This is a genomic window from Bradyrhizobium sp. MV1.5 (assembly GCF_055807615.1).
Genome location: NZ_JBVVPL010000038.1, coordinates 25645 through 39982 on the forward strand (window position 1 = coordinate 25645; position 14338 = coordinate 39982).

A 14338-nucleotide genomic window follows, 5' to 3' on the forward strand; every position below is an offset into this window, starting at 1 on the left:
GGTCAATTTCTCTCGTTGCGATCGGCGCTGGCAGTCAGGCCGGTCAGGTTGAACACACGCTTGGGGATGATTTCGCCATTGCCGACTTCGGCAAGCGCGAGAAGCCGGCCTGCCACCGTGACATAGACTGTGCCGCTACAAGTGGGCGCATCCCGTCCGCGCAACAAAACGGCTTGGCCCCGATGGAGCCTTGCCGCATCAGCCCGAGTGACGGCCAGTGCCGGGATGTCGTCCAGCGCGGTCTCAACGGGCATAAGCGCGTCGGCGAGGCTACCCTCGCCGGACGCGGCTCTATCGCACAAAGCCTCCAACTGATCCAGCGGAATCATGTCGTTCTCGCCAAATGGGCCGACCAGGGTCCGCCGCAGCGCGCAGATATGGCCGTAAGTGCCGAGAATCCGGCCCATATCGCGGGCCAGCGCGCGGACATAGGTGCCCTTGCCGCACTCGGCCTCGAACACGGCCCGGTCGCTATCCGGTTGATCTACAAGGCTTAAACGATGAATCTCGACCGGACGGGGGGCCAATTCCACGATCTCGCCGTCGCGGGCGAGGTCGTAGGCGCGCTCGCCCTGGACCTTGATGGCGGAGTAGCGCGGCGGGATCTGCTGGATCACCCCGGTGAAACGGGGCAGCAGGGCCTCGATGGCCTCCCGGGTCGGGCGCTGGTCCGAGGTCGCGGTCGCCCGGCCCTCGATGTCGTCGGTGTCGCGCTCCTCGCCCCAGCACACCGTGAACCGGTAGCGCTTGCGGCCGTCCATGACGAAGGGGACGGTCTTGGTGGCCTCGCCGAGCGCGATCGGCAGACCGCCGGAGGCCAGCGGATCGAGCGTGCCGGCATGGCCGGCGCGTTTGGCGTTGAACAGCCGCTTGAGCACGGCAACGGCCTGCGTCGAGGTCATGCCGATCGGCTTGTCGAGCACGACCCAGCCGTGGACGTCGCGGCGGTCGCGGCGCGGCTGGTTGCCCTTCTGCTTGTTGGCGCGCGGATCGTTGTTGACGCGGCGCGGCTCCTGATGCGGCTGAGAATTGCCGCTCATGTCCGCAGAATTATTTTTCTGCACGTCGAGCTGATCGGCCTCTTCGCCGCCGATCGTGCCGTGAGCCGGGTCCATCGTCATCGTTCTTCTTCCCGATCCGTATCCGGATCCTGTTCCAAGTCCTGTTCGAGGTCCTTCTGCACCGCGGGTGTTCGCAAAAGCTTCTCGATCCGTTCCGCTTCGTCGAATCGTTCGTCGACGCGGAAGCGAAGGTCAGGTGCAAATTTCAGGTTAACGCGCCGCGCGACCTCGCCGCGCAGGAATTTCTTGTTGCGCTCGAGCGCAGCGAGGACGATCTCGGTGTCGCGGCCACCGAGCGGCATCACATAGACTGTTGCGAGCTTCAGGTCGGGCGACATCCGCACCTCCGGCACGGTGATGATGTGGCCTTCGAGGTCAGCATCATGCACGCTGCCTTGCGCCAGAATCTCGGCTATCGCATGGCGAACCTGCTCGCCGACCCGCAACTGACGTTGCGAGCCGCCGGACGCGGAACTCTTTTTCTGATGATGGCGGGGCATGGTCTGAAAATCACCTCGTCATGCCCGCTTTTGGGACACGGGCATTGTCATTTGTCTTGCTGAAACGAAGAGGGGTGGATGGCCGGAAAAATCCGGCCATCGCACTCCCGCAATTCAGTTCAAAAAAGATCCAGGCGCTTCGGTAAGATTTGGACTTACAGGGAGCGCTGGATCGTCTCCACGCGGTAACACTCGATGACGTCACCGGCGCGCATGTCGTGATAGTTCTCGAAAGCCATGCCGCATTCCTGACCGGACTGGACTTCCTTCACTTCGTCCTTGAAGCGCTTCAGCGTCGACAGCTTGCCTTCGTGCACGACGACGTTGTCGCGGATCAGGCGCACGTTGGCGCCGCGTTCCACGGTGCCGTCGGTGACGCGGCAGCCGGCGACCTTGCCGACCTTGGAGATGTTGAAGATCTCCAGGATCGCGGCATTGCCGAGCATGGTTTCCCGCAGGGTCGGCGCGAGCAGGCCGCTCATAGCCTTCTTCACGTCGTCCACGAGGTCGTAGATGATGTTGTAATAACGGATCTCGATGCCGTTGCGCTTGGCGGCCGCAGCGGCCTCCTTGTTCGCACGAACGGAGAAGCCGATGATCGCGGCGTTGAAGCCTTCCGCGAGCGTCACGTCCGATTCCGAGATGCCGCCGACACCCGCATGCAGGATACGCGCGGCGACTTCGTCGGTGCCGAGCTTCTCCAGCGAGCCGAGGATCGCTTCCAGCGAGCCCTGCACGTCGGCCTTGATGATCAGCGGGAATTCCTTGCGGCCCGCCGTCTTCAATTGCGACATCATCTGCTCGAGCGAGCCGCGCATGCCGGAGATCGAGGCAGCCGCGTTCTCGCGCTTCTGGTGCGCGCGGTAGCTGGTGACCTGACGGGCGCGGGCTTCGTTCTCGACCACGGCGAGACGATCGCCGGCTTCCGGCGGACCGTTGAAGCCGAGCACCTCGACCGGCACTGACGGACCTGCCTCCTGCACCGTCTCGCCCTGATCCGAGATCAGCGCGCGGACGCGGCCCATTTCGGCGCCGGCGACGATGATGTCACCGACACGGAGCGTGCCGCGCTGGACCAGAACGGTCGCGACCGGACCGCGGCCACGATCGAGCTTGGCTTCGATCACGGTGCCTTCGGCCGGACGATCGGAATTGGTCTTGAGGTCGAGGATGTCGGCCTGGAGCGCGATCATCTCGAGCAGCTTGTCGAGATTGGTCTTGTTCTTGGCCGACACTTCGACGTCGACGACTTCGCCGCCGAAGGATTCCACCTGCACCTCGTGCTGGAGCAGCTCGGTGCGCACGCGCTCGGGCTTGGCGTCGGGCTTGTCGATCTTGTTGATGGCAACAATGATCGGCACTCGCGCCGCCTTGGCGTGGTTGATGGCTTCGATCGTCTGCGGCATCACGCCGTCGTCGGCTGCAACCACCAGCACGACGATGTCGGTCACCTTGGCGCCGCGGGCGCGCATCGCGGTGAACGCGGCGTGGCCGGGCGTGTCGATGAAGGTGATCTTCTTGCCGCTTTCGGGCGACAGCACCTGATAGGCGCCGATATGCTGGGTGATGCCGCCGGCTTCGCCGGAGACCACGTTGGCATGACGGAGCGCGTCGAGCAGCGAGGTCTTGCCGTGGTCGACGTGACCCATCACGGTCACCACCGGCGAGCGCGGCTCGGTATCGGTGGAATCATCGATGGCGTCGAACAGGCCTTCTTCAACGTCGGACGCGGCAACGCGCTTGACGGTGTGACCAAGCTCCTCGGCGATCAGCTGCGCGGTGTCGGCATCGATCACGTCGGTGATCTTGTGGATCGCGCCCTGCTTCATCAGCATGCGGATGATTTCCACCGCGCGCTCCGACATGCGGTTGGCGAGCTCCTGGATCGTGATCGCTTCCGGAATGACCACCTCGCGGATGAGCTTTTCCTTCGGCTCGTTCGCGGCATGGCCCTTCAGGCGCTGGGTGCGGCGGCGGAACGAGGCGATCGAGCGCTCGCGGACGTCGTCGGCATTGAAGGCGGTGACGACCGTCAGGCGGCCGCGCTCCTTCTGCGGGCCGGGCTTGTGGGTGGGCTTGGGAGCGACCACAGGCCGCGCAGCGCCGCCGGGGCCGCGACGGATCTGGCGCGGACCCTCGTCCTCGTCCGGTCCGGCTGCGACAGCAGGGGCGCGGCCAACCGGGCCTCCCGGCCGCTGCGTGGTCGTTCCGGGCCGCGCGGTCGTTGTTCCCGGGCGTGCCGTGGTGGTTGTGCCGGGGCGCGCCATCGGCGCTCCGGGGCGCGCTGCAGGAGCGGCCGAGGTCGCGGTTGCAGGACGCACCGCGGATTGCGGCTGCTCGCCTTCGCCAAAACGCTTCTTGGCCTCGGTTTCGGCCTTCCGCTTGGCTTCCTCTTCGTGACGGTGACGCTCCTCCTCGGCCTTGCGGCGGGCCTCGGCGGCCTCGCGATCGGCACGCTCGGCGCTTTCGCGGACCGCGCGGCGCTGGGCCTCTTCCTCGGCATGGCGGCGCTCTTCGACTTCGCGCACCTTGGCATCGGCCAGCGCGCTGGCGCGGGCGGAACGTTCGTCTTCGGTCAGCGTGCGCAGCACCACGCCGGAGCCGGCGTTGCGCGGCGGCGCGGGGCGGGCCGGAGCAGGCTTGGGCGCGGCGGCGGCCGGCGCGGGCTTCGCCACCTCGGCCACCTGCGGCTCGGGGCTGCCGTCGACACGGCGCTTGCCACGCTTCTCGACCACGACCTGCTTGCTACGGCCATGACTGAAGCTCTGGCGCACGGTGCCCGTTTCGACGCGCGGCTTGAGCGATAGCGTCTTGCTCGGAACGCTCAGCTTCTTGTCGCCAGGGGTCTTGGTATCAACCATTAAGCAGTCCTAATCCTGATCTTGTTGTCTTGTGCGTTGCCGCACCGTGCTATCGGGTGGTCGTTGTCTCTCAGAAATCCTGGCCGGGCTTTTCGGCAGTCCTGTCAGCGTCCGCCATCCGGTATCGGACCAGCATCTGGCTACGTGACAGGAATGACTTGCTCGCCGGGCCCGCGAGCACGGCAGCATGTATCACATTTGACCGGGTAAGTGCCAAATCCAATTCTGTCGATTTTAGTGCGGTGACGACGGGAATCGGCGGCTTGGCGCCGCGATTTCCCTCATTTTGACGCGCCAGCATGTCCAATTTGCGGATTCCGTCCGCGGCCCCGTCGCTGGCATGGATCAGGACCTCGACCGTACCCTCCCGAAGCGCGCTTTCGACCTTGCCGAAACCGGCCACGATCTGGCGCGCCTTGGCGGCAATCCCAAGGGCTTCGACCACGCTCCGGACCAGGAGCGCCTCGAGGTCGGCGGGAAGCGTCTGAGGGATGCGCAGCTCGCGCTTGAAGGCTTTGGTAAAATGGTGACGCCGAACGGCTTCCGCAACCACCTCGCGCGAGGCGGTGACCCACATGCCGCGTCCGGGCAGCTTGCGCTTGAGATCGGGAACTATGTGCCCTTGGGGCGAGACGACGAAGCGGATCAGCTCGTCGATCGGCCGGACCTCGCGGCTGACCGCACACATCCGCACGGTCGCGGACCTTTCGGTCCGCGGTCCATGGTCGAGTTCGGGGTCAGTATCGGCGAGCATCCGGGTGACATCCTCCTTCGCCTTAAGCCGGCTGATCTTCGGTCGCCTCGGCCTCTTCGGCGGGCTTGGCGAGATCGGCCTCGGTGATCCAGCCGGCCTTGACGCGGGCCTGCATGATCATCGCTTCAGCATCGTCACGGGAAATTTCCAGGCCATCGAGCGCGCCCGGATATTTGGTCTGCTCGCCGCCTTCCTTGCGCTCGGTCCAGCCGACCAGATCGTCCGTGGCGCAGCCGGCGAGGTCGTCGACCGTCTTGATGTCGTTCTCGCCGAACTTCACCAGCATCTTCGAGGTGACGCCGGGCACGTCCTTCACGGCGTCCTCGACGCCGAGCTCCTTGCGCCTGGCCTCGAGCTCGGCTTCCAGCTGTTCGAGATATTCACGGGCGCGGTTCTGGAGTTCCTGCGCGGTCTCCTCGTCGAACCCCTCGATGCCGGCGAGTTCCTTGACGTCCACCATCGCGAGTTCCTCGACCGAGGTGAAGCCTTCGGACGCCAGCAATTGGCCGACCACTTCGTCGACATTGAGCGATTCCATGAAGACGCGGGTGGAGTTCTCGAAATCGGCCTGGCGGCGCTCCGATTCCTCCTGCTCGGTCAGAATGTCGATATCCCAGCCGGTGAGCTGCGAGGCCAGACGCACATTCTGGCCGCGGCGGCCGATCGCCAGCGAGAGCTGGTTGTTGGTGTCGGGCACGACGACCTCGATGCGCTCGCGGTCTTCGTCGATGACGACCTTGGAGACCTCGGCCGGCGCCAGCGCGTTGACCACGAAGGTCGCGATGTCGGGCGACCAGGGGATGATGTCGATCTTCTCGCCCTGCAATTCGTTCACCACCGCCTGCACGCGCGAACCGCGCATACCGACGCAGGCGCCGACCGGATCGACCGAGGAATCACGGGAAATCACGCCGATTTTTGCGCGCGAGCCGGGATCGCGGGCGACCGCCTTGATCTCGACGATGCCGTCATAGATCTCCGGCACTTCCTGCGCGAACAGCTTGGCCATGAACTGCGGATGGGTGCGGGAGAGGAAGATCTGCGGGCCGCGGGTCTCGCGGCGGACGTCGAAAATGTAGGCCCGGACGCGGTCGCCGTTGCGGAACACTTCGCGCGGCAGCATCTCGTCGCGACGGATGATGGCCTCGCCGCGGCCGAGATCGACAATCACGCTGCCATATTCGACGCGCTTGACGACGCCGTTGACGATGTCGCCGATGCGGTCCTTGAATTCCATATATTGCCGGTCGCGCTCGGCTTCGCGCACCTTTTGCACGATCACCTGCTTGGCCGACTGCGCGGCGATGCGGCCATATTCCAGCGGCGGCAGGGTGTCGGCGATGGTGTCGCCGACCTGGGCACCGGGATTGGCGCGCTGCGCATCCACCAGCGAGATCTGGTTGGAATGGTTTTCGACCGTCTCGACCACCAGCATGTGGCGCGACAGCCGGAGCTCGCCCTTCTTCGGGTCGATCTCGGCATGAACGTCGGTCTCGCTGCCGTAACGGGCCCGCGCCGCCTTGGCGATGGCATCCTCCATCGCCGCGATGACGATGCCGCGGTCGATCGATTTCTCGCGCGCAACGGCGTCGGCGATCTGAAGCAATTCAAGTCGATTGGCGCTGACTGCCATGGCTAGTCTCCTTCGTCAGGATCGATTTCGCCCCGTCGCGCGCGTTCGGCGGCCAGGCGATGTTTCTTGGTGTTGGTCGGGGCCGGCTTCTTCGTAGGGGCCGGCGCCGGCTTCTTAGTCGGCTTGGTGTTCTTGGTCGTTTTTTCGCTGATGCTGGCGTGCGGTGCCGCCGGCGGCTCCAGGCCGAGATTGCGGCGCATTTCGCGTGCCTGGGCCTTGCCGCGGCGCATGGATTCCGCGATCAGCTCGTCGGTCAGCACCAGCCGTGCCTCGGCGATGTCCTCCATCGTCAGGAGAACGTCGGCAGCCTCGCCCGCCTTGACGTCGTCGCGATGCAGATGCACGCGGTCGCCTTCGACGGGGCCGATCGTGCCGCGGAACCGCTTTCGGCCCTCATGGGCGACCGCCATCTCGACCTTCACCAGATGGCCGGCATAACGCTCGAAATCGGAGCGGCGCACCAGCGGGCGGTCGATCCCCGGTGAGGAGATTTCCAGCCGATAGGCGCGATCGACCGGATCGGCGACGTCGAGCACGGGCGACAGCGCCCGCGAGATCGCCTCGCAATCCTCGATCTGCATGGAGCCGTCCGGCCGCTCGGCCATAACCTGCACGGTGCAGCCGGATTCCCCGGAAATGCGGATCCGTACCAGGCGGTAGCCCATGCCTTCGAGCACCGGCCCGGCGACCGCGGACACCCGTGCCGCGACGCCCGGCTCGACCACGAGCCTCGGCTCGGCCAGCAATTCGGCATCCGTGGAACCAGGGTTCGGTTCGGTCATGTCAGAGGTCAAGGCGCTCGATATGGTTAAGGCTTGGTTTAAGATCTCAAAGCTCGCTTCGGAACTCTCCCGACAGATCGCCGGGCCGCACATCTTCCACCAAGCCGCGTTCAGGTAATAAAAAAGAGCGGGTCCTTTCGGGCCCACTCTCACTACGCGGATCGTATGAGAAGATGAATTGGCGGTGATATAGCGCCTTCCGCCCTCTCGGACAAGGCCCATTGCGGGGCGCGCGAGGCTTTTTGCGCCGGCTGTGCGGCCCGCCGGCGCAACGCTTCCTTCACCTCCAAGGCCTAAATTCCCTGATTGTGGGGCGGCTTGGACCAGGGCGCACCCGCGGCGTGCCTCGTACGAGTTTGCGTTTTCATGACCGTTGCCACGTCGCTCATTCCCGGACTGGACGATATCGTCAAACGCGGCGACCCGCGGCGTCGCGGCGAGATCGCGCACGCCATCTCCCAATTGTTTTTTCAGGACGCCGCGAACCTCCGTCCCGATGTCGTCGATCTCTTCGACAATCTGCTGATCAATCTCGTCCCGCATGCCGAGCTCGCCTCGCGCGTCGATCTCGCCGAACGCTTCTCGCGCCTGAACAACGCGCCGCGGCATCTCGTGAGTCAGCTCGCGCGCGAAAACGAAATCGCGGTGGCAGGCCCCGTGCTGCGCCATTCCCCCGTGCTCGACGACGACGCTCTCGTCGAGATCGCGCGACTGAAAGGCCAGGGCCATCTGCTGGCGATGAGCGAGCGACCCACGCTGTCGGCTGTCATCACCGACGTGCTGGTCGAGCGTGGCGATCGCGACGTGGTACGCCGCGCCGCGGGCAATGCCGGCGCGGAGTTCTCGCCTGGCAGCTATTCCGAGCTGATCAAGCGTGCCGCGCAGGATGGTGTGCTGACGCTCAGGATCGGCCAGCGTAGCGATCTTTCGGGTGAGAACCTGAAACAGCTTCTCGACGGTACGCTCGACGTCATCCGCCGCCGCCTCTCGAGCGTGGTCAATCCCGTGCGTCAGGTCGAGATCAAGCGCGCCATGGAGGCCATCGAGGAAGCCACGCTGCCGCCGGGCCCGCGTCGCGATTTCTCGGGAGCGCAACGTACGGTGCTGGCCTTGCATCGTGGGGGCCATCTTGGCGAGAGCGCGCTGTTTGGCTTCGCGAAGGCCTACAAATACGAGGAGGCGATCGCTTCGCTCTCGGCGATGTCCGGCGTCCGCCTCTCGGTCCTCGACCGCCTGATCACGGGTGACCGCTACGATCCAATCCTGGTTCTGGGGCGTGTGCTGAATGTCAGCTGGCCGACGGTGCGGGCGCTGATCCTGATGTGGTACGGCCCGAATCGCACGCCAGCCGATGCCGATCTTGAGCAGGCGCGCGCGAACTTCACGCGGCTGATGCCGACGACCGCCGAGCGCGTCGTGAATTTCTGGCGCAACCGGCAGACGATCTAGACCCGCCTGAATCGCAGATACGCGGCCTTGCGGCCTTCGCGGGTGGCTTTTCGGCCGTAGCGCGTCATCGTGTATCCGTCCCACGGCAGGCGAAAATCATCGGCGCGCTCCGCGAGCCAGACAAAGTCCTGCGAGCGCGACAGATGCGACAGCGTCCAGGCGCAGTAATCGTCGATGTCGCAGACGAAACGAAATTCGCCGCCGGCTTTCAACACGCGCGCCATCGCGGCGATGGTTCGGTCCTGGACGAAGCGCCGCTTCCAGTGCCGCCGTTTCGGCCACGGATCGGGATGGATCAGGTCGATCCGCGACAGCGAAGCTTCCGGCAGCCAGGCCAAGAGCTCGGCGGCATCGCCCGCGAACAGGCGGATGTTGCCGATCTCGGCGGCCTCGATCTGCGCGAGGATCTTCGCCATGCCGTTGACGTAAGGCTCGCAGCCAATGAAGCCGGTTGTGGCGAAGTTTTGCGCTTCCGCCGCAAGATGCTCGCCGCCGCCGAAGCCGATCTCAAGCCGCAAATCGTCGGCTGCGGGGCCGAAGATCTCGCGGGCATCCGCCGGTGCTGCGCGGTCGATGGCGAGCGCAAGACGCGGCAGCAATTGATCGATCAGCTCGGCCTGGTGCTGCCTGAGCTTGTGGCCCTTGCGGCGTCCGAAGAAGGCGCGCTCGCTGTCCTCGCGATCGGGATCTGATTTGCGCTCACTCATCGTAGAGTCTGGTACAGGCGATGGAGCAGCCGCGCGCGCGGTTCGAGCGACGAGACATAGAGCTGCTCATAATGGGTGTGCGCGCCCTTGCCGTCGACGCCGAGCCCGTCGAGCGTCGCGGTGTGGGCGGCGGTGAAATTACCGTCCGAGCCGCCGCCGGTGTGAACGTCGACCAGCTCGAAGCCGATCTCCGTGGCGACGGTCTTTGCATGTTCGTACAGCGAGGCGCCTGCATTGCTCTTCTCGTAAGGCGGACGATTGAGCCCGCCCGTGACCTTGACGGTGACGCCATCCGTCTTCGATGTCAGGGCGAGGATCTTGCCGACGAATTCATCCGCGTCCTTGAGGCTCAGCACGCGCAGATCGATTTCGGCATGGGCTTCTTCCGGCGTCACGTTGGGCCGCGTGCCGCCGCGCACCACGCCGACATTGACGGTGACGCCGCGCGCCAGATCGTTCATCGCTTCCAGCGCCAGGATGACGTTGGCGAGCTCGCGGATCGCGCTGCGGCCATCCTGGGGCCGCGTGCCGGCATGCGCCGGCACGCCCTTGATGAAGACTTCGAATCGCCCGACGCCCTTGCGGCCGGTGACGATCTTGCCGCCGTCGCGCGCCGGCTCCGTCACCAGCACGTATTTGGCCTTGCGCCCTTCGGTCTCGATGAGTGCGCGAGAGGTCGGGCTGCCGATCTCCTCGTCGGAGGTGAACAGATGGGTGATGCCGAGCGGCGAGCGATCGGCCGTGGCACAAAGCGCGCTAAAGGCGTGGTGGGCGATGTAGGCGCCGCCCTTCATGTCGTAGATGCCGGGACCGAACGCGCTGTCGCCTTCGACCTTGAACGGCAGGCGCTCGATGAATCCCATGGGATGAACGGTATCGAGGTGGCTCAGCACCAGGATGCCGGGCCGGTCCTGGCCCCAGGTCGAGCGCGCCACGAGATGATCGCCGCAGCCATCGACGCCGGCGACGCGCTCGAGCGTAACGGGGAGATCGCGGTATTGCTCCGCGACCATCGAGACCAGCTTGTTGACCTGTTCAGGCGCATCCGTTGGCGTCTCGACCTCCACCCAGCGACGGATGCCATCGAGAATAGTTTGAGAATCGAACCAATTGGAGCTGACCATGAGCGCATCTGTGCCTTTGAATCGCATCATCAGGGAGGACGCGCGTCAAAACGCGGCCACAAATGACGACATAGGCCAGATTTGACGCAGTCTCAAATCGGATTGAGAGGGCGCGTCAGCGCTTGTCGGGGCCTTCGCGGGCCGCGATCTGCTCGACGAGATCGACGATCGAGCGGCGCATCTTCGAATCGGTGATCCGGGTGAACGCCTTGGTCAAGGCGAGTCCTTCGGAAGTCGCGAGGAAGTCCGAGACGTAAGACGGCGATGCGCCTTCGCTGAAGCCATCCGGCCCCGGTACGCCGCTCGGACCGCCCTCGAACAGGAACGACACCGGCACCTGGAGAATTTCGGCAATTTGCTGGATGCGGCTCGCGCCGACCCGGTTTGTGCCCTTCTCGTATTTCTGAACTTGTTGGAAAGTCAGGCCCAAAGCTTCACCGAGCTTTTCCTGGCTCATGCCCAACATGATGCGGCGCATCCGCACGCGACTGCCGACATATTTGTCAACAGGGTTGGGCGCTTTCGACATTCCTCAGCCCTCCAAACATCACCTTCGGCGCAATCAGGAATGCCTCAGGTGTAAGCAACGTCAAAATCAGACCCTGTTATTGGGAAACATTGCGGAGAAATTTAGCAATACCCACTGTCTTTTGCAGCCGGTGCAGAATGAGGAGGCCGCGTGCAGTCTGTCAACCGTGGGACTACGGTTGTCAAAAGTTATCGGCCGCGGCTGCGTGATCAGGGATGCCGTTTGGCAACACGTCGGCGGACCGCCCAAAACACGGCGAGCGCGACAAGCATGGCCGCGGGTACATCGCCCACGCGCGCATAGACAGTCGGCGGGATCGCGGCGGGCAGATTTGCATCCAAAATGCCTTCGATCCCGAGACCGAGACTGGCGACGATGCGTCCCACCGGATCGATCACGGCGGAAACGCCGGTATTGGCGGAGCGAACCAGCGGCAATCCGAGCTCGATCGCGCGCATCCGCGCCTGTTCGAGGTGTTGGTAGGGGCCGGTCGAGATTCCGAACCAGCCGTCATTGGTGAGATTCACGATCCAGCCCGGACGTTCATTGCGTCCAGCCACCTCGCCGGGAAAGATTGCCTCGTAGCAGATCAGCGGCAACGCGGACGGCGCGCCGGGGACCGGCAGCGCATGCCGCACGGTGCCGGCAATGAAGCCGCCGCGCACACGCGTGAGTTGCTCGAAACCGAGCTTCTCCATCAACCCCTGATAGGGAAGAAATTCGCCGAACGGCACCAAATGCAGCTTGTCGTACACAGAGAGCACGCTGCCGTCGTGGTCGATCACGTAGATCGAATTATAGGCGCGGGTGATCGGCGTGCCCCGCGGCAGGTCGGGCGCGCGGACCGAGCCCGTGATCAGCACCGTGCCCTTAGGCAGAAGCTCCGCGATCTGCGCCATCGCATCGGCTTCGCGAGCGAGGAAGAACGGAAAGGCGGATTCCGGCCAGATCAGGATGGTGGCATCGCGCACGCCGGTCGATTGCGGTCCGGAGGCGCGGTCCGACAAGGCCAGATATTTCTTCATCACCTCCGCCTTGGCGGCGTAGTTGAATTTCGCGTCCTGCTGGAGATCGGGCTGCATCAGGCGCAATTTGGTGCCCGCGACCATCGTGGTCGGATGCAGCGACAGGCGGATCGCGCCGAAGATGCTCATCACAAGCAGGAGCGCCAGGGCCGCGGCCGGTGCGCGCCACGCCAGGCGGCGATCGGGCGTGCGGTCGATCAGCGCCGCCGGGCTCGCGAAGATCGCGACCGTCAGGAACGTCATGCCCCACAGGCCGATCAGCGACGCCGTTTGTGCCAGCGGCAGCGGCTCGGACAGCGCATAGCCGAACGCGTTCCAGGGAAAGCCGGTCAGCGCATGACCGCGCAGCCATTCGGTGATGGTGAGGCTTGCCGCGAGCGCAAGCACGCGCGTCGCGTTCTTGGTCCAGAGCAGGCGGGCGAGCGCAAAGCCCATTGCCGTGAAGATGGACAGATAGGCCGGGAGGCCCAGCACGGCGAACGGCGTCAGCCAGGCGAATACGTCGGCGTCGACGAAGAAGGCGTAGCCGATCCAGTAGAGGCCGGGCACGAAATAGCCGAGGCCGAACCAGTAGCCGGTCAGCGCCGCGGCCGGGACGCCGCGATATCGGCCGGCGCCGGCGCCGTCAATCAGCCAGACCAGCACCGGGAAGGTGATGAACAGCACCGGGAAGGCGTTGAACGGCGCCAGCGCCAGCACCGAGAGCGCGCCGGCAGCCATCGCGACGAGCGCGCGCTTCCATCCCCAGGTCAGGATGATGGCAAGCGCGATCTGGCGAAATCGCTGGAACGGGCTCACTGCGGACCGGTCCCGTCGCTTGGCGGCGGGGTGGGCGTGTCGCTGGCCGCCGGCTGGCTGCCGTCCGGCGCAGCCTCGCGGCGTCGGCTCTCGCGCTGGGTGCGCGGTGCGGGACGCTCCTTCCGCGTCGAGATCCGCAGCCGCTTGACCCGGCGCGGATCGGCATCGAGCACCTCGATCTCGTAATGGCCGGGGCCCGAGATCACCTCGCCGCGCACCGGCAGGCGGCCGACGAAGCTGACGAGATAGCCGCCCAGCGTCTCCACTTCCTCGCCGGCCTCGCCGGTGACGAAGTCCTCGCCGATCACGGTGCGGACGTCGTCGAGACTGGCGCGGGCGTCGGCGATGAAGGCGTTGTCGGGCAGCCGCACGATCGAGGGCGGCTCGTCGCTGTCATGCTCGTCGTCGATCTCGCCGACGATCTGCTCGACGATGTCCTCGAGCGAGACCAGCCCGTCGCTGCCGCCATATTCGTCGACCACCAGCGCCAGATGGATGCGGGTGGCCTGCATCTGCGCGAGCAGGTCGATCGCCCGCATCGACGGCGGCACGTAGAGCAGCTTGCGGATGATGCGCGCTTCCTCGAGCGGCAGCGCGAGATCGACCGTACGCAGATCGAGCCCGGCCGGCAGCGGTTTCTTGCGCTTGGTTTTCGTGACCCCCGACACGCGCGCACGCGCGGTCATGAAGGCGAGCAGATCGCGGATATGGACGATGCCGACGGGATCGTCGAGCGTCTCGTTGTAGACCACAAGGCGCGAATGGCCGGCGCTCTCGAAGCGGTCCATCAACTCGCCGAGCGGGATGTCGCGCTTCACCGCGATGATGTCGGCGCGATGCACCATGACGTCGGCGATGCGACGCTCGTGCAGGCCGAGGATGTTGCGCAGCATGGTGCGCTCGACCGTCGAGAAGCCGGTGTCGTCGGGCGTCGTGGCGTCGAGCACGACCTGGAGGTCGTCGCGTACCGAACCCGCCTTCCAGCCGAACAGGCTGCGAATGGCACGTAGCAGCCAGCCTTCCGCGGTCGGGCGCATCACCTCGCCTGAGGTCACCACGACCGGTAAATTGGCCGTGTTGCGCGGATTGTCCTGAATCGGGTCCGAATCCGGCAT

12 protein-coding genes are annotated in these 14338 nt (G+C 65.3%); 1 reads left to right on the top strand and 11 read right to left on the bottom strand.

The features are described 5' to 3' along the window. Positions 1-2: 2 nt before the first annotated feature. The 6 genes from truB to rimP all read right to left on the bottom strand — a co-directional run bounded on the left by truB (position 3) and on the right by rimP (position 7591). Positions 3-1121, bottom strand: a complete 1119-nt coding sequence (truB, locus tag AC0L2J_RS27660; RefSeq protein WP_063992155.1) for a tRNA pseudouridine(55) synthase TruB — start codon at positions 1119-1121, stop codon at positions 3-5. Further along, complete coding sequence (gene rbfA / locus AC0L2J_RS27665) at positions 1118-1561, bottom strand: 30S ribosome-binding factor RbfA (protein WP_007603905.1); 444 nt, start codon at positions 1559-1561, stop codon at positions 1118-1120. Before rbfA ends, truB begins: the two co-directional genes overlap by 4 nt. Positions 1562-1716: 155 nt before the next feature. Next, the gene (gene infB, locus AC0L2J_RS27670; protein WP_007603902.1) at positions 1717-4422 is read right to left on the bottom strand and encodes a translation initiation factor IF-2; all 2706 of its coding nucleotides are present in this window, start codon (positions 4420-4422) and stop codon (positions 1717-1719) included. 70 nt (positions 4423-4492) lie between these two features. Further along, on the bottom strand, positions 4493-5176 hold the full coding sequence (locus tag AC0L2J_RS27675) for an RNA-binding protein (RefSeq protein ID WP_473395113.1): 684 nt from the start codon (positions 5174-5176) through the stop codon (positions 4493-4495). 22 nt (positions 5177-5198) lie between these two features. Then, the gene (nusA, locus tag AC0L2J_RS27680) at positions 5199-6809 is read right to left on the bottom strand and encodes a transcription termination factor NusA (RefSeq protein WP_007603900.1); all 1611 of its coding nucleotides are present in this window, start codon (positions 6807-6809) and stop codon (positions 5199-5201) included. 2 nt (positions 6810-6811) lie between these two features. Further along, positions 6812-7591, bottom strand: a complete 780-nt coding sequence (gene rimP, locus AC0L2J_RS27685; protein WP_063992151.1) for a ribosome maturation factor RimP — start codon at positions 7589-7591, stop codon at positions 6812-6814. Between the two features lie 366 nt (positions 7592-7957). Here rimP and AC0L2J_RS27690 point away from each other — a divergent pair, with 366 nt between their 5' ends. Next, entirely contained in the window at positions 7958-9040 is a 1083-nt protein-coding gene (locus tag AC0L2J_RS27690) for a DUF2336 domain-containing protein (RefSeq protein WP_007603898.1), read from the top strand. Here AC0L2J_RS27690 and trmB read toward each other — a convergent pair. The 5 genes from trmB to AC0L2J_RS27715 all read right to left on the bottom strand — a co-directional run bounded on the left by trmB (position 9037) and on the right by AC0L2J_RS27715 (position 14338). Further along, entirely contained in the window at positions 9037-9747 is a 711-nt protein-coding gene (gene trmB / locus AC0L2J_RS27695; RefSeq protein ID WP_473395114.1) for a tRNA (guanosine(46)-N7)-methyltransferase TrmB, read from the bottom strand. The genes AC0L2J_RS27690 and trmB overlap by 4 nt on opposite strands. Beyond that, positions 9744-10901 carry a M20 family metallopeptidase gene (locus AC0L2J_RS27700; RefSeq protein WP_473395115.1) on the bottom strand — a complete coding sequence of 386 codons (1158 nt, stop codon included), beginning with the start codon at positions 10899-10901 and terminating at the stop codon, positions 9744-9746. Before AC0L2J_RS27700 ends, trmB begins: the two co-directional genes overlap by 4 nt. An 85-nt stretch (positions 10902-10986) precedes the next feature. Continuing rightward, entirely contained in the window at positions 10987-11400 is a 414-nt protein-coding gene (locus tag AC0L2J_RS27705) for a helix-turn-helix domain-containing protein (protein WP_007603895.1), read from the bottom strand. A 209-nt stretch (positions 11401-11609) separates the two neighbouring features. Continuing rightward, positions 11610-13223, bottom strand: a complete 1614-nt coding sequence (lnt, locus tag AC0L2J_RS27710) for an apolipoprotein N-acyltransferase (protein WP_007603893.1) — start codon at positions 13221-13223, stop codon at positions 11610-11612. Next, the gene (locus tag AC0L2J_RS27715) at positions 13220-14338 is read right to left on the bottom strand and encodes a hemolysin family protein (protein WP_063996518.1); all 1119 of its coding nucleotides are present in this window, start codon (positions 14336-14338) and stop codon (positions 13220-13222) included. The genes lnt and AC0L2J_RS27715 overlap by 4 nt, the downstream gene beginning before the upstream one ends.